The sequence below is a fragment of the Qipengyuania sp. genome (assembly GCF_042095715.1).
Lineage (GTDB): Bacteria > Pseudomonadota > Alphaproteobacteria > Sphingomonadales > Sphingomonadaceae > Qipengyuania.
This window is the reverse complement of sequence record NZ_JBELMO010000008.1, coordinates 1-15,504: the sequence shown is the minus strand read 5'-3', so window position 1 is coordinate 15,504 and position 15,504 is coordinate 1. Positions and strand designations below refer to the sequence as shown.

Annotated in this window: 18 protein-coding genes; 16 read left to right on the top strand and 2 right to left on the bottom strand. The window is 64.5% G+C overall.

What is annotated here, in order from left to right:
• The first annotated feature begins 30 nt into the window (after window positions 1–30).
• Genes ACFDTG_RS03825 through ACFDTG_RS03810 form a run of 4 tightly spaced genes read left to right on the top strand, consistent with a single transcriptional unit; the run spans window position 31 to window position 2,471 of the window.
• On the top strand, window positions 31–660 hold the full coding sequence (locus ACFDTG_RS03825) for a glutathione S-transferase family protein (protein ID WP_375289719.1): 630 nt from the start codon (window positions 31–33) through the stop codon (window positions 658–660).
• Entirely contained in the window at window positions 653–1,132 is a 480-nt protein-coding gene (locus tag ACFDTG_RS03820; RefSeq protein ID WP_375289718.1) for a VOC family protein, read from the top strand. Before ACFDTG_RS03825 ends, ACFDTG_RS03820 begins: the two co-directional genes overlap by 8 nt.
• A gap of 4 nt (window positions 1,133–1,136) precedes the next feature.
• Window positions 1,137–1,811, top strand: a complete 675-nt coding sequence (locus ACFDTG_RS03815) for a dihydrofolate reductase family protein (protein WP_375289717.1) — start codon at window positions 1,137–1,139, stop codon at window positions 1,809–1,811.
• The gene (locus tag ACFDTG_RS03810) at window positions 1,812–2,471 is read left to right on the top strand and encodes a glutathione S-transferase family protein (RefSeq protein ID WP_375289716.1); all 660 of its coding nucleotides are present in this window, start codon (window positions 1,812–1,814) and stop codon (window positions 2,469–2,471) included.
• A 62-nt stretch (window positions 2,472–2,533) separates the two neighbouring features.
• Here ACFDTG_RS03810 and ACFDTG_RS03805 read toward each other — a convergent pair whose 3' ends face one another.
• On the bottom strand, window positions 2,534–3,127 hold the full coding sequence (locus tag ACFDTG_RS03805; protein ID WP_375289715.1) for a DnaJ domain-containing protein: 594 nt from the start codon (window positions 3,125–3,127) through the stop codon (window positions 2,534–2,536).
• Window positions 3,128–3,185: 58 nt separating this feature from the next.
• On the opposite strand from ACFDTG_RS03805, the gene ACFDTG_RS03800 reads away from it, so the two are divergent.
• From ACFDTG_RS03800 to ACFDTG_RS03780, 5 genes are read left to right on the top strand one after another with little or no spacing between them, the layout of a single operon-like run.
• The gene (locus ACFDTG_RS03800; RefSeq protein WP_375289714.1) at window positions 3,186–3,458 is read left to right on the top strand and encodes a BolA family protein; all 273 of its coding nucleotides are present in this window, start codon (window positions 3,186–3,188) and stop codon (window positions 3,456–3,458) included.
• A complete protein-coding gene (locus ACFDTG_RS03795) occupies window positions 3,455–4,177 on the top strand; it encodes a glutathione S-transferase (RefSeq protein WP_375289713.1) in 723 nt (240 codons plus the stop codon). Before ACFDTG_RS03800 ends, ACFDTG_RS03795 begins: the two co-directional genes overlap by 4 nt.
• Window positions 4,174–5,055, top strand: a complete 882-nt coding sequence (locus tag ACFDTG_RS03790) for a pirin family protein (protein WP_375289712.1) — start codon at window positions 4,174–4,176, stop codon at window positions 5,053–5,055. The genes ACFDTG_RS03795 and ACFDTG_RS03790 overlap by 4 nt, the downstream gene beginning before the upstream one ends.
• Window positions 5,052–5,855: an SDR family NAD(P)-dependent oxidoreductase gene (locus ACFDTG_RS03785; RefSeq protein ID WP_375289711.1), complete on the top strand. Its 804-nt coding sequence runs from the start codon at window positions 5,052–5,054 to the stop codon at window positions 5,853–5,855. Before ACFDTG_RS03790 ends, ACFDTG_RS03785 begins: the two co-directional genes overlap by 4 nt.
• Before the next feature lie 8 nt (window positions 5,856–5,863).
• On the top strand, window positions 5,864–6,775 hold the full coding sequence (locus ACFDTG_RS03780) for an alpha/beta fold hydrolase (protein WP_375289710.1): 912 nt from the start codon (window positions 5,864–5,866) through the stop codon (window positions 6,773–6,775).
• 3 nt (window positions 6,776–6,778) lie between these two features.
• Here ACFDTG_RS03780 and ACFDTG_RS03775 read toward each other — a convergent pair whose 3' ends face one another.
• On the bottom strand, window positions 6,779–7,870 hold the full coding sequence (locus tag ACFDTG_RS03775) for a DUF2332 domain-containing protein (protein ID WP_375289709.1): 1,092 nt from the start codon (window positions 7,868–7,870) through the stop codon (window positions 6,779–6,781).
• 37 nt (window positions 7,871–7,907) lie between these two features.
• On the opposite strand from ACFDTG_RS03775, the gene hisG reads away from it, so the two are divergent.
• The 7 genes from hisG to ACFDTG_RS03740 all read left to right on the top strand — a co-directional run.
• Window positions 7,908–8,564 (top strand): ATP phosphoribosyltransferase, encoded by a 657-nt coding sequence (gene hisG, locus ACFDTG_RS03770; RefSeq protein ID WP_375289708.1) that lies wholly within the window; start codon window positions 7,908–7,910, stop codon window positions 8,562–8,564.
• Window positions 8,564–9,847, top strand: coding sequence for a histidinol dehydrogenase (gene hisD, locus ACFDTG_RS03765; protein ID WP_375289707.1), 1,284 nt, complete (start codon window positions 8,564–8,566; stop codon window positions 9,845–9,847). The genes hisG and hisD overlap by 1 nt, the downstream gene beginning before the upstream one ends.
• A complete protein-coding gene (gene nusB / locus ACFDTG_RS03760; protein ID WP_375289706.1) occupies window positions 9,844–10,296 on the top strand; it encodes a transcription antitermination factor NusB in 453 nt (150 codons plus the stop codon). Before hisD ends, nusB begins: the two co-directional genes overlap by 4 nt.
• Window positions 10,293–11,159: a thiamine-phosphate kinase gene (gene thiL, locus ACFDTG_RS03755; protein WP_375289741.1), complete on the top strand. Its 867-nt coding sequence runs from the start codon at window positions 10,293–10,295 to the stop codon at window positions 11,157–11,159. Before nusB ends, thiL begins: the two co-directional genes overlap by 4 nt.
• Window positions 11,160–11,291: 132 nt before the next feature.
• Window positions 11,292–13,448 (top strand): sodium-translocating pyrophosphatase, encoded by a 2,157-nt coding sequence (locus ACFDTG_RS03750; RefSeq protein ID WP_375289705.1) that lies wholly within the window; start codon window positions 11,292–11,294, stop codon window positions 13,446–13,448.
• A gap of 129 nt (window positions 13,449–13,577) precedes the next feature.
• A complete protein-coding gene (locus ACFDTG_RS03745; protein ID WP_375289704.1) occupies window positions 13,578–14,480 on the top strand; it encodes an acyl-CoA thioesterase in 903 nt (300 codons plus the stop codon).
• A 159-nt stretch (window positions 14,481–14,639) separates the two neighbouring features.
• Window positions 14,640–15,504, top strand: an 865-nt coding sequence (locus tag ACFDTG_RS03740) for a DEAD/DEAH box helicase (RefSeq protein ID WP_375289703.1), incomplete at its 3' end; no start/stop codon positions are given.

Sequence of the window (15,504 nt, the reverse complement as noted above, 5' to 3'; positions counted from 1 at the left end):
TATTTATGTTCTTTTCGGGGGAGATAGCCGATGGCCGACTATACGTTCTACACCAATCCGATGAGCCGTGGTCAGATCGCGCGCTGGGCCCTGCATGAGGCCGGTGCCGAGTACGAGACCGAATTTGTCGACTGGGGGGACAAGCCGGACGCCTTCCTGTCCATCAACCCCATGGGGAAGGTCCCCACCCTCGTCCACCATCATGGCGGGCACGATCATGTCGTCACCGAAGCGGCGGCGATCTGTCATTATCTTGCCGAAGCGAGCGCCCCGGCCCTGTTACCCGACGACCACGAGCGGGCCGATTATTTCCGCTATTTCTTCTTCGGTGCGGGGCCGCTGGAACAGGCCATCGTCGCCCAATCCATGGGTTGGTCGGTGGACGATCCCCAAAAACAGGGCATGGTCGGCTTCGGCAGTTACGATCGCACGGTGGATGCGCTGGAAGCCATGCTGACGGGCCGCGATTACGTCTGCGGCGCCCGCTTCACCATGGCGGACGTCTATGTCGGCAGCCAGGTCGATTGGGGCATCGCCTTCGGCACCCTGCCCGAGCGCGACGTTTTCACAGCCTATGCCGAACGCCTGCGCGCCCGCGATGCCTACAAGGCCGCCAAAAAGATCGACACGGACCTGATCGCGGAGGCTCAGAATGGATGACAAGCTGACCACCGTCCTGTGGTTCGACGGCGCGGCCGAGGAAGCCGCGCGCTTTTATGCCGCGACCTTTCCCGACAGCCGCGTGGACGGCGTGTTTTACGCGCCTGCCGATTTTCCGGGCGGGGAGAAGGGGGATGCGCTGACCGTTTCCTTCACCTTGCTCGGCCGGCAATATTCCGGCCTGAACGGCGGCCCGGACTTCAAGCCCAACGAAAGCGTGAGCTTCATGGTGCTAACCGATGATCAGGAAGAAACCGATCGCTACTGGAACGCCATTGTCGGAAACGATGGGCAGGAAAGCGCTTGCGGCTGGTGCAAGGACAAATGGGGCTTTTCCTGGCAAATCACCCCGCGCACCCTGATGGGCGCGCTGTCCGCCGGCGGCGATGAAGCGAGGCGCGCATTCGAAGCGATGATGCCGATGCGCAAGATCGACGTCGCCGCGATCGACGCCGCGCGGCGGGGGAGCTGACGCGATGGCTCGCAAGATACGCGCCGCCGCCTTCCTCTCGCTCGACGGCGTAATGCAGGCCCCCGGCGGCCCTTCGGAGGATTTCACCGGCGGCTTTGCCGAGGGTGGATGGGTGTTCCGCATGTGGGACGACGGCGTGAACGAGACGCTGGGCGCCTTGTTCGGCCGCGAATACGATCTGCTTCTCGGCCGCCGCACCTACGATATCTTCGCCGCCTACTGGCCTTATGTCGAAGGCGAGGAGGCCGAAATGGGGAAGGCCTTTACCAAAGCCACCAAGTTCGTGCTGTCGCATGGAGGTCGCCCCCTCGAATGGGAAAACACGCGCAGACTGGCTGGCATCGATGAAATCGCCGCCATCAAGGCGGAAGACGGGCCGGACCTGATCGTCCAGGGCTCCGGCACGCTGTACCCCGCCCTGCTTTCGGCGGGGTTGATCGACGAGCTCACGCTGATGATCTACCCCGTGCTCGTGGGCTCAGGAAAGCGCCTGTTCGGCGAAGGGACCCGCCCCGCGGCCATGCGCATGACCGATCACCGCGTCACCGAAAAGGGCACCATCGTCGCCACTTACGAAGCTGGCGGCGCGATCCCCCCGATGCCCGATTTTGCCCCGGCACCGGCCACAAGCGAGCGCGAACAGCTACGCCAGCGCCAGATGCAGGAAGGGAGCTGGTAGGTGCTCGCGCTCTATGGCCACCGCTTTTCGTCCTACACTTGGAAGGCATTGATTGCACTCTATGCCAATGCGACGCCGTTCGCATTCCGCGATGTCGATCCCGGGTCAGAGCACGGTGCCGAGAACACGGCCTTCGTGAAGGCAGCGCATCCAGCCGGGAAGTTCCCCGTGCTGGCGGATGGGGACACTACGGTGTTCGAAGCGGCTGCCATCGTGGAATATCTTGCAGCGCACCATCCCGGCCCTGCCCCGCTCATCCCCCTCGATCCGGCAGATGCCGCCATCGCGCGGATGATGGATCGAGTGTTCGATAACTATATCATGAATGTCGGCCAACTGGTGGTGAACGCCTACATCGCCAACCGTGAAAACCCCGATCCCGAGCAAGTGGCGGCGGGCAAGGACGGGTTGTTGCGCGGCTATCGCTGGCTGGAGGGGTGGCTGGGCCAGAACACTCTGCCGCCGCATGTGAGCCTGGTGACCTGCGCTGCGGCGCCATCCCTGTTCTATGCCGACTGGATCGAGCGGATACCTGGCAACTGTCCCCGCGTCGCATCTCTGCGGGCCGAAATCCTGGCGCTGCCACCAGTCGCGCGATGCATCGATGATGCGCGCGAATATCGCCATTATTTCCCGCTCGGCGAACCGGAAAGGGACTAACGACCGGGTCGATTTTGGCCTGAACTTAGTGTGAACTTCCGAAGAAAAGACGCGCGTTTTGATCAGCTTAACACGCGGCTCTTGCGCAGCAGCTGATACGCCTCGACCACACGGTTCAGCAGTGCCTCGTGCCTCCGGTCCCCCCCGTTCTGGTCGGGGTGATAACGCCGGACCAGCTCGGTATAGCGGCGGCGCAGGCGGCGGCGGTCCGTGTCGGTGCCCAGGCCCATCGTCTCGAGAGCGGCGGCTTCCTCGCGGCTGAAGCGCCCGTCCATGGCCAGCTCCGCCTCTCGCTCCGCCCGGCTCTTGATCCCGCGCGCGCGAGCCTGGATGGCGTCCAGCGGATCATCGAAGTCGGACCAGCGCGGCATCCCGTCCACCCCGGCGGTGGGGCGATAGGCGGGCTGTTCGGTTCGCCAGCCGGCCCCCGGTGCCTGTGCGGCGTAGATCTCCTCGGCGCTCATCCCCTCGAACCAGTCGTACCCCGCGTTGAACTCGCGCACGTGATCGAGGCAGAACCAGCGCCATTCGCCCGGCCCGTCGAAGCCCGATGACCGCGAGCCGGGGGCTCGGAACTCGCCCACTTCGTTGCAACCGGGGTGCATGCAGCGCTGTCCCGTCTCTTCGTGTCGTCCGTGAAATCGCGTCTGGCGCATTCGCATTAGGATGGGGAGCGTGACTGCGTTAGGGAACCCCCGAGAGGAGATTCGCCCCATGTCCGGACCCGTCCAGCAGGAAATGGAACGGCTGCTGACCGAAGCCTTCGCCCCCACGCGCCTCGCCGTGATCAACGACAGTGCCAAGCATTCCGGCCACGCCGGCGACGATGGCAGCGGGGAGTCGCATTTCACCGTCACGATCGAGGCGCCTGCCTTCGCGGGCAAGAGCCGGCTCGAGCGACAGCGGATGGTCAACAAGGCGCTTGGCGACATTCCCGGGGAGCGCGTCCACGCGCTCGCCATCCAGGCATCGGCCCCGACCCTATGACCGGGGCGGCTTACGATCTGTGGTACTGGCCCTCGATCCAGGGCCGTGGCGAGTTCGTGCGGCTAGCGCTGGAAGCGGCCGGTGTCCCGTACCGCGACCGCGCCCGCGACGATGGGGTGGAGGCACTGACCGCCGACATGGCGGATCGCGATGGCATTCGCCCGTTCGCGCCGCCCTATATCGCCACCCAGGGCGGCTTCGCCATCGCGCAGGTGGCGCATATCCTCGCCTGGCTGGCCGACCGGCATGGGTTCGGCGCGGGCGATCCGGAGACCGACCTCAGGCTCATCATGCTCCAGCTTACCGTCACCGACATCGTGGCGGAGGTCCACAACGTCCACCACCCCCTCGCGGGCAGCCTGTATTACGACGACCAGAAGGACGCCGCGAAGACCGCCGCCAAGCACTTCCGCGAGGAGCGGATCCCGAAGTTCCTCGAATATTTCGAAGACGCGCTATCCGCCAAGGACGCAGGTCCTTTCGTTCTTGGCGCGAAGTGGGGCCACGTCGACACCTCGCTGTTCCAGCTGGTCGAGGGCCTGCGCTACATGTTCCCCAAACGCATGGCGTCGGTCGAGGCGGATTACCCGCAGCTGATCGCGTGCAGGGATACCGTGGCGCAGATCGATGGGGTCGCAGCCTATCTGCAATCCGACCGCCGCATCGCCTTCAACGCCGACGGCATCTTCCGCCATTATCCGGAGCTTGACGCTGAATGATTGAGCAGATCGTCACCCCTGTCGCCCACGATCTCGGCCAGTTCGAGGTACGCCGCGCCATCCCCTCGAAGGCCCGCAGCATGGTGGGCCCCTTCGTGTTCGTGGATCAGTTCGGCCCCGCTCAACTCGACATCGGCAGCGGCATGGATGTGCGCCCCCACCCCCACATCAACCTCGCCACCGTGACTTGGCTGTTCGATGGCGCGATCGACCATCGGGACAGCCTGGGCAGCTATGCCACGATCCGTCCGGGCCAGGTCAATCTGATGACCGCCGGTCGCGGGATCGTCCATTCCGAACGCAGCCCCGCCGCCGAGCGCGCGGAAGGGCCCAGGCTCTACGGCATGCAGACCTGGCTAGCCCTGCCCGAGGCAAGCGAGGAGATCGATCCCGCTTTCGAAGCAGTCAGGGACCTTCCCGTTCTGGAGGCCGACGGCGCCCATGCCACCGTCATCATGGGAGAGCTGTGGGGCAAGCGAGCCCAGACGACCACCTATGCCGCCACCATCAACGCCGACATCGTCCTGAAGGCCGGCGGCCGCATCCCGATCGACGCCGAGGCGGACGAGCGCGCCGTGATGCTGGTGGGCGGCGAGGCCTCCATCGACGGGACGTCGCTCGGCCTGTACGAACTGACGATCCTGAAGCCGGGCGAACAACTGCTGCTCACCTCCGGCAGCGGTGGCCGCGTCATGCTGATGGGCGGCGAAGCGTTCACCGACAGACGTCATGTATGGTGGAACTTCGTCAGCTCCAACCGCGACCGTATCCAGCAGGCCAAGGAAGACTGGCGTGAAGGCCGTTTCCCGCAAGTGCCGGGTGATGATGAGGAGTTCATCCCCCTCCCCGAAGTTCCCAAGACCGTGAGCTACCCATGACATTCGACGGCAAGACGGCTTGGGTCACAGGCGCTTCCAGCGGCATCGGCGCGGCCCTCGCGCGTGAGCTTGCGAGCCGAGGAGCCGGGGTTATCCTGTCGGGACGAGACCGGGATCGGCTGCAACAGGTGGCGGCGGGCCTCGGTACCGAGACGCTTATCCTGCCTTTCGACGTGTCCGACGAACCTGCGATGCTCTCCGCCACGGAACAGGCCGTGGACTGGCACAACGGCGTGGATATCTTCTTTGCCAATGCCGGCATCTCGCAGCGCAGCAAGGCAATCGACACCGCAATGGAAGTCTACCGTCAGATCATCGACGTCGATCTGACCGCCCAGATTGCCGCAACCCAAGCGCTCCTGCCGCATATGGCGGAGCGGGGTAGCGGATCGCTGGTATTCATCTCGTCCATCGCCGGTAAGGTCGGCGTGCCGCTGCGGACCGCATATTGCGCGGCGAAGCACGGGCTGATCGGCTATGCCGATGCGCTGCGCGCCGAACTTTCGCAAACCGGCGTGAACGTGCATGTCGTCTGCCCCGGCTCGGTTGCGACCGATGTCAGCCGCAATGCGCTGACCGCCGATGGGTCCGCGCGTCGCAAGAGCGACAAGGCGATCGACAACGGCATCCCGGCGAACGATGCGGCGGCAAGGGTCCTTAACGCCATCGCTCTCAACCAGCGCGAGATCATCGTCGCAGAAGGTATGGAAGAAGCGATGGGCGAACTGCGGAGGACGCCGGACCAGTTGCTGGATCAGGTCGCAGCAATGGTCTCGCGCGGATATATGGAAAGACTCTGAGGGGAAGAATGAAAATGGAGCAGCAGCGCGTCACGCTCGCCAACGGTATCGAACTGGACGTGGTGGACACCGGCCCGCGCGATGGCCCGGTCCTGATGTTCCTTCATGGCTTTCCCGAAAGCCATCGCACCTGGCGGCACCAGATCGCGCATTTTTCCGACCGGTATCGCTGCATCGCACCCGATCAGCGCGGTTACCGCGGCTCGTCGAAGCCGCAGGAGGTCGAGGCCTATACGCCCGACAAGCTGATCGGCGACATCTTCCTGCTCGCGGCCGAGCTTGGGGTGAGCGAGTTCACCGTGGTCGGACATGACTGGGGCGGCGCCATCGCCTGGGGAGTAGCCCTGGCCGGACAAGTGGGATCGGGATCCGGCCGCGTCACGCGCTGCATCGTGGCCAACGCCCCCCATCCCGCAATCTTCCAGAAATTGCTCTACACGAACGAACACCAGCGCAAATCGAGCCAATACATGCGCGGGTTCCGCGATACCGCCAACGATGCCATGGTCCGGGAGCACGGTCTTGCCGCGATCCTGATGCAGGAAGTGAAATGGGACCGCCCCAGCGAGATGGAACCCGAAGAGCGCGCCGCCTTGATGGAGGACTGGCAAAACCGGGACGCGGCATTCGGCATGCTCAACTGGTACCGTGCCAGCCCGATCACCATTCCTCCCCTCGATGCGCCCTATGAATTGCCGAAGGACTGGGCGCCCCCGGCCTTGCCGAAGCTCACCATACCTACGCTGGTGATCTGGGCCATGGACGACATGGCCCTTCCGCCCGAGAACATCGAAGGCCTGGACCAGGTTATCGAGGACTATTCGCTCGAAAAGGTGCAGGATTGCGGCCATTTCGTACCGTGGGAAGCGCCCGAAAAGGTGAATGCGGCGATAGATGCGTTTCTGGCGCGAACGGGCTGAGGATCAGCCTTTCCAGTTCACCCATTCGCCGTGAGGATGAGCATTGGCGAGCATGACCGGCTCGCCGCCGCCCGGCCAATAGCGTACCGTAAGCTCGTGGCGGTGCGTTTCGCGATTGGCTTCCAGCATCACCCACGCGAGCGGCGCATCCTTCGTGGCATTGGCCCCGGCCGTCTCGATCGCGGTGGTAATCCGGGTCTGCTCTTCCGGCGCGATATATTGCCAGACGACGGAATGCGCGAACATCCTGGTTACGCCGACGGGCGGCTGCCTTTCCAGCATCCGGTCCACGAAATCGCCCGCGTTGATCCGTTCGATCTCGGGCGGGAAGCGGTGAGCAGCTTCGATCGCCGCTTCGATCCGGGCGAACCGTGAGGTATGTTCGGGCCAAACATAGGCCTTCAGCCTGAGCGCCTGACGCTCATCGGTGAGATCGACCGGCGATACATCGCATCCCGTCGCTTCGACGATATCGAAATCGCCGGCGGGGGGCGGATCGCCCCGCCAGTCCGGTTTCAGGCGCATGCGCGCCGTCTCCGGCCCGACCTGGACGCCGGCTAGATCATAGCGGTAGCGCCGCATCATCAGGTTGATGCCCGCACTCGAACCCAGCTCCCACAAGGCGAAATCGCTTGGCAGACCCTTGTCGGCCAGCCACAGCATGGTCGACGCATAGGCCCAGCTTCGACCCGCTTCGTTGGTCTGGGGAGGGCCATCCAGCCACGGCAAAAGCGCGTGATCGTGCCGCTCGATGGCGTCGGCGATCCGGTCGACCGAATCCAGCGGCCCCAAACCTTCGTAGATCGGGTCCAGACCCGGCTCCGCCCCCGCGATGAAAAGCGCGTGCAAGCCGCCCGCTATTCTCAGCGGAAGCGCGTCGGAAAGCGGCGGGCCTGCCCAGCGGCGGACCCGTTCCATCGTGACACCGCCGCGATCTGTATCGAGCAAGGCTCCCAGCGCCTGACAGACGGTCGCCGTGTGCGGCGCGCCATTGTCCCGGCAATAGGCAACCTGGTTCTCAAAAGCGCGGGCAATCGCCTCCGGACCTGTCGCAGCCGGATCTATCGCCTCGTACCGTGCCGACTCCAATCCCATTGCGCTCTTGTCCCCTGCTGCTATCCCGCGCGCCGACATGGCCGACCCACTCACCTTCGCCGTACCCAAGGGGCGCATTCTGGAAGAAGCCCTCCCGGTGATGGCGCGCGCCGGTGTGGTGCCCGAAGACGCGTTCAACGACAAGGCAAACCGCTCGCTGACCTTCGCGAGCGAGGACGGGTCGATGCGAATAATCCGCGTGCGCGCCTTCGACGTGGCCACCTTCGTCGCGCACGGTGCGGCGCAAGCTGGGATCGTGGGCTCCGACGTGATCGAGGAATTCGACTATCCAGATCTTTATGCGCCCGTCGATCTCGGCATTGGCCGTTGTCGGCTGTCCATCGCGGGACCGCAGGGCAGCGAAACCGATCCGGGGCGGGCCAGCCATTTGCGGGTGGCGACGAAATACCCCAATCTCACGCGCCGGCATTTCGAGCGGCAGGGTATCCAGGCGGAATGCGTGAAGTTGAACGGGGCCATGGAGATCGCGCCCGCGCTCGGCCTTTCGCGAACGATCGTCGATCTGGTTTCGAGCGGCCAGACATTGCGGGAGAATGGCTTGGTGGAACAGGCCACGATCCTCCAGATTTCCGCCCGCCTGATCGTCAATCGCGCGGCGTTGAAGACGGATCGCCGGGTGGCGGAGCTGGTCGAGCGTTTTCGCGACCTGGCCACCGAGCGGGGCGCAGGCTGATGCAGTTCCTGCGCGCCGCAGCTCCCGGTTTCGAGGAAGCCTTCGCCCGCGTGGTGGCGGATCGCCGCGAGAGTTCGGCCGACGTCGGCGCGAACGTCGCAGCAATCCTTGCCGATGTGCGCCAGCGCGGTGACGAGGCGGTGGCGGAATACACCGCCCGCTTCGACGGTTTCGATCCAGGGTCCGACTGGCGCATTGATCCGGCGCAGTGTCGCGAGGCGTATGACGCACTCGATCCGGTCCTTAGCAAGGCGCTGAACACAGCCGCCGACCGGATTCGTGCCTATCACGAAGGGCAGCGCCCCCAGGACCGCGACTATGTCGACGATGTCGGGATGCGGCTCGGTGCCCGCTGGCGTCCGGTGGATGCGGCGGGTCTCTATGTTCCGGGCGGTCGCGCAGCCTACCCCTCTTCGCTGCTGATGAACGCCATTCCTGCCAAGGTCGCTGGCGTGGAGCGGCTCGCCGTCGTGACGCCGACACCGGGCAATCACGTCAACACGCTTGTGCTTGCCGCCGCGCATATCTGCGGAATCGACGAGATATGGCGCATCGGCGGCGCGCAGGCGATTGGCGCGCTCGCATATGGCACTGGGCGGATCTCAAAGGTCGACGTGATCACCGGTCCCGGCAACGCCTGGGTCGCGGAAGCCAAACGCCAGCTTTACGGTGTGGTCGGGATCGACATGGTGGCCGGGCCGAGCGAAATTCTGGTCATCGCCGATGCCGCGAACGATCCGGCTTGGATTGCCGCCGATCTGTTGAGCCAGGCAGAACACGATCCCGCAGCGCAGGCCATCCTGATCTGCGACGACGCGATGTTCGCGGAACATGTCATGCAGGAGGTCGAAAAGCTTTTCTCGTCACTCGGGACGGGCCAGACCGCCCGGGAAAGCTGGGATACGCACGGCCTTATCGTAGTGGTCGACGACCTGTCAGACGCCCCGCCGCTCGCGGACCGGCTGGCTGCCGAGCATATCGAACTCGCGGTGGCTGAGCCCGAGCCCCTGTTCGATGCCATCCGCCACGCCGGCAGCATTTTCCTCGGCCGCCATACGCCCGAGGCTATCGGTGACTATGTCGCCGGACCCAACCACGTTCTTCCCACCGGGCGCCGTGCGCGCTTTGCCAGCGGCCTTTCCGTGCTGGACTTCATGAAGCGCACCAGCTTCATCGATGCGAGCGCGCAGGCCATGGCGGCCATTGGCCCGGCTGCCATCGCGCTGGCCGAAGCCGAAGGCTTGCCCGCCCATGCCCAATCCGTGAGACTGCGACTGCAATGACCGTTTCCGCCCGCTCCAAAGCCCGTTCCGCCGCCCGCCTCGCCGCGGTGCAGGCTCTTTATCAGCATCACATGGAAGGCACCGCCATCGCGCGGCTGCTCGACGAATTTCACCAGCATCGCCTGGGCAAGGAAATCGAAGAGGTGCACTTCGCCGACGCGGAGGTTCCCTTCTTTGATGCCATCGTCCGCGGCGTCGAGGCGCGGCGCGACGAGATCGACCAGCTTCTGACCGCCCGCCTGAACGAGAACTGGACCCTCGCTCGCCTCGACAAGACGATGCTGCAGATCCTTCGCGCGGGCACGTTCGAACTCATTGCCCGGGTCGATGTGCCAAAGGCCACCGCGATCAGCGAATATGTGGATGTCGCCAAGGCGTTCTTCGACGACCGGGAGGCAAAGTTCGTCAACGGCGTGCTCGACGGTGTGGCAAAGGAAGCCGGGCGCTGAACGAAAAGCAGTTCATCGCCGCCCTGCGCGCGATTGCGGGCACGTCAGACGCCCGAGACCTTCAGGACGATGCCGCCGTGCTGGACATCGGCGGCGAAACGCTGATCCTGACACACGATACGGTCGTCCAGGGAGTTCATGTTCGCGACGACGAAGATCCCGCGGACATTGCCTGGAAGCTGGTGGCGGTGAATCTGTCCGATCTCGCCGCGAAGGGCGCGGCGCCCATCGGCGTCTTGATCGGTCACATGCTCGGCGAAGGCGACGATCGGTTCGTCGACGGGCTTCGTGAGGTTCTGCAAACCTACGACGTTCCGCTGCTGGGCGGCGATACGGTTTCGGGCCCCGCCATCCGCAGTTGGGGCTGCACCGCCGTTGGGCGCGCAACGCATGTTCCCGTCCCCGACCGGCGCGGCGCGCGGTCTGGCGATAAGATTTTCGTGACCGGTACGCTCGGCCTTGCAATGCAAGGGTTGAAAGACCGCCGCAGCGGCAGCACGTCCGATCTCGCTTATCGCCGCCCGGAACCCCTCTTGGCTGAAGGGCAGGCGCTGGCGCCCTTGGTCACGGCCATGATGGACGTGTCCGACGGGCTGTTGCTGGATGCGACGCGCATGGCCACAGCGAGCAACGCGACATTCGTTCTCGATAGTGCTGCCGCCCCCGTGGCCGACGAGGCACGCCGGTCCGAATGCCTGCGCTGGGGCGACGATTATCAGCTGCTCTTCACCGCGGCCCCCAATACGGTCCTTCCCGTCTCCGCGGCTTGCATCGGAACTGTCGCCCAAGATCGAGGAACAGCATTGGTAGTCGATGGCCAGGCGCTCGGCGAAGACCAATCCCTAGGCTATTCGCACGGATAGGCTTTCCCCAGCGCAATCCCCCACGTGCATTACCGCCTTGCCAGCGTGAACGCGCCGCCTATACCTTGATGTTACATGGCTCGCGGCTCTTCCCGCCGCGAGTTCACATATATAATGGGGAGGGGATAATCAGTGGAACTTATACTCATATCGATTGGACTCGGTCTGGTGGCCGTCGTCTATGGTTTCGTTACCAGCAGACAAGTGCTGGGAAGCGACGCCGGCAATGAACGCATGCGGGAGATTGCCGGCGCCATCCAGGAAGGGGCGCAGGCCTATCTGAAGCGGCAGTATACCACGATCGCCATCGTCGGGGTGGTCGTCGCTGTTCTGGTCGCGATTTTTCTCGGGCCGATTTCCGCGACCGGTTTCGTAATCGGGGCCATCCTTTCGGGCGTCGCGGGATTCATCGGGATGAACATCTCGGTCCGCGCCAATGTGCGCACGGCGGCGGCCGCCCAGTCCAGCCTTCAGAAAGGGCTGACCCTTGCATTTCGCGCCGGCGCGATCACCGGAATGCTGGTGGCTGGACTGGCGCTGCTTGCCATTGCGGTTTTCTTCTATGTTCTGGTCGACGCGATGGGCATGGCTGCCAACAGTCGGCAGGTCATCGATGCCCTGGTCGCCCTCGCCTTCGGCGCTTCGCTGATCTCGATTTTCGCCCGACTGGGTGGTGGCATCTTCACCAAGGCGGCGGACGTCGGTGCCGATCTTGTCGGCAAGGTGGAAGCCGGTATTCCAGAGGATGACCCACGCAACCCCGCCGTCATCGCCGATAACGTGGGCGACAATGTCGGCGATTGCGCGGGCATGGCGGCCGACCTTTTCGAAACCTACGTGGTTACCGTAGGCGCCACCATGGTGCTGACCGCCCTGCTGTTGAAGGGCCTGGGCGATTATCTGCTGCCCATGATGTCACTGCCCCTGCTGATCGGGGGCGCGTGCATCGTCACCAGCATCATCGGCACCTACTTTGTCCGGCTTGGCAAGGGCAGCAATGTGATGGGCGCCATGTACAAGGGCTTTCTCGTCACCGCGATCCTTTCGATTCCCTTGATCGGCATCGCGATCGAGGCCGCCATCGGGCTCGATACCGTCATCGGGCGCAGCGTTGCCGATGTCGATCTTGCCGGGGGAACCCTCGCGGAGGAAGGGCTTTCCGAGCAGGTGCTGGCCTTCACCGGCTGGGATCTGTTCTGGTGCTCGCTGCTCGGATTGGCGATCACCGGCCTGATCATCTGGATTACCGAATATTACACCGGGACGAACTACCGCCCGGTGCGCTCCATCGCCAAGGCGTCGGAGACGGGTCATGGCACCAATGTGATCCAGGGTCTTGCCATCAGCTTGGAATCCACGGCCCTGCCCACGATCGTTATCGTAGCTGGCATCATCATCGCCTATGAGCTCGCCGGTCTCATCGGCATAGCCTATGCGGCGACGGCGATGCTGGCACTGGCCGGGATGGTGGTCGCGCTCGATGCCTATGGTCCGGTTACGGACAATGCGGGCGGGATCGCGGAAATGGCCGGGCTCGACGATAGTGTTCGCGAGAAGACTGACCTGCTCGATGCCGTGGGCAACACCACCAAGGCGGTCACGAAGGGCTATGCAATCGGCTCTGCCGGCCTCGCCGCGCTAGTGCTGTTCGCAGCCTACACCACCGATCTGGGGGAATTCTTTCCGCTCCTCGACGTCGATTTCAGTCTCGAGAACCCCTACGTCATCGTCGGTCTGCTGCTGGGCGCGCTGCTGCCCTATCTCTTCGGAGCGATGGGCATGACGGCGGTGGGCCGCGCAGCGGGCGACGTGGTGAAGGATGTGCGCGAGCAGTTCGCGGCCGACAAGGGCATCATGGCGGGCACCAGTCGCCCCGATTATGCCCGCACTGTGGACCTTGTCACCAAGGCAGCGATCAAGGAAATGATCGTACCGAGCCTGCTGCCCGTGCTCGCACCCATTGTCGTCTATTTCGTGATCACCGCGATCGCGGGCCCGGCCAACGGTTTCGCGGCGCTCGGCGCGTTGCTTCTGGGCGTGATCGTCGGCGGTCTGTTCGTGGCGCTGTCCATGACGGCGGGCGGCGGCGCCTGGGACAATGCCAAGAAGTACATCGAGGACGGCAACCACGGCGGCAAGGGCAGCGAAGCGCACAAGGCCGCAGTCACCGGGGATACGGTGGGCGATCCCTACAAGGATACTGCCGGCCCGGCCGTAAACCCGATGATCAAGATCACGAACATCGTGGCGCTCCTGCTACTGGCCGCGCTGGCCGGCGGCGTGGGCTGACCATTCCCATCAAAGACGTGAGCGGCCGCCCCGGACAAACCACGGGGCGGCCGCTTTCATATCGGTGCTGCGTGTCCGGTGGGGGGACGACGTTGACGCCAGGCAAAAGCACCCCCTAAGCGATCTTCCATGTCCAGCACATCCGACACCGATACACTTCAGGGGTTTATCGACCTCCTCACCGTCAGCAGGCAACCAGCGGGCGGATTCCTCGGTTCGCCTCAAAAGGACGGGGTGGGGCGGGTCTTCGGCGGCCAGATCGTTGCCCAAGCCCTTCAGGCGGCGCAGGCTACGGTGCCAGACGAATTCGCGGCGCACAGCCTGCACGCATATTTCCTACGCGCAGGGACCGAGGGCATCGAGACCCGCTATTCGGTGGAGAGCGACCTCGACGGCCGAAGCTTCGCCAACCGGCGTATCCAGGCCCGGCAGGACGGGACGATCATCCTCAGTCTGACCGCGAGCTTCCAGCGGCCCGAAGATGGGCTGGAGCATCGCGAAGCGGCCATGCCGGACGTCCCCCCTCCCGACGAGCTGCGGCCCGATCATTCTCTTCGCCTCGAAGCAATCGAGCAGGCGGGGGAGCGGATGAGCGAGGCCCAGCGCGCGCTCATGCTCCGGCCCCGGCCCATCGAAATGCGCACGGCGGGTGTCCTTCACTGGATGAATTCGGAGCCAAGCGAGCCCCGCGCTCATACATGGTTTCGAACCACCGCCCCCCTGCCTGATGACGAGGCCTTGCACAGGGCCGTGATCGCCTACGCCAGCGATTACACGCTGTTGGGCACAGCCGCGCTGCCCCATGGCCTCAGCTGGTTTCGCGGCGAGCTCGTAGGGGCCAGCCTCGACCATTCGATCTGGTTTCACGCCCCCGCGCGGGCAGACGAATGGCTTCTCTACGCCACCGAAAGTCCTTGGTCAGGCGGCGGACGCGGTATGAACCGGGGGCATATCTTCACCCAGGATGGCCGTCTCGTCGCCAGCGTTGCGCAGGAAGGGATGATGCGCAAACGGGTCAAAAAGGCGCGCTAGCCGATTAGGGGGAGCCAAACGGGCATTTTACCGCTATGGCCCGCGGCGTCGACTCTCAACGTCCTGCCGGATCAGTGCCGGCACCGCGCTTTCGACCGACTTCGAACTCCCCCTCTTTTCTCGCGGCCGCTCGCGGCGCCAAACTGTCTGTGATCTGAAATGTCTTTCGAATTCGTGCCTCCTGTCATCGGCAATGCGCTGGAAGAGCGCGGCTACACCGCCCTCACCCCCGTCCAGTCCGCCGTGATCGATACCGAAGCGCGGGGCCGCGACCTGATCGTGTCGGCGCAGACCGGATCGGGCAAGACCGTGGCGTTCGGATTGGCGCTGGCCGAGGCACTTCTCGCCGAAACAGGCTCAATGCCGCTTGTCGAGCGCCCACTGGCCCTGATCGTCGCGCCGACGCGCGAACTGGCGCTGCAGGTCAGCCGTGAATTGCAATGGCTTTACGGCGCGACGGGTATGCGCATCGCGACCTGCGTCGGCGGCATGGATGCCAGCAAGGAACGCCGCAACCTGCGTGGCGGGCCGGCGATCGTGGTGGGAACGCCCGGGCGCCTGCGTGATCATCTGGAGCGCGGCGCGCTGGACCTTTCGGGTCTGATCGGCGTCGTTCTCGACGAGGCGGACGAAATGCTCGACATGGGTTTCCGCGAAGACCTCGAAACGCTTCTCGATGCGACGCCAGAGGGCCGCCGCACTTTGCTGTTTTCGGCGACGATGCCGCGGCCGATCGTGGCCCTGGCCGAGCGATACCAGAGCAACGCCCTCCGCCTGGCGCTCGCAGGCCAGGATCGCGGCCATGGCGATATCAGCTATCAGGCGATCACCGTGGCCCCATCCGAGATCGAGCATGCGGTGGTGAACCTGCTCCGCTATCACGAGGCGGAAACTGCCATCCTGTTTTGCGCCACGCGCGATAATGTCCGCCACCTCCATGCGACGCTTCAGGATCGCGGATTTGCGGTGGTGGCCCTGTCGGGCGAACATTCCCAGTCCGAACGCAATCAGGCGTTGCAGGCCC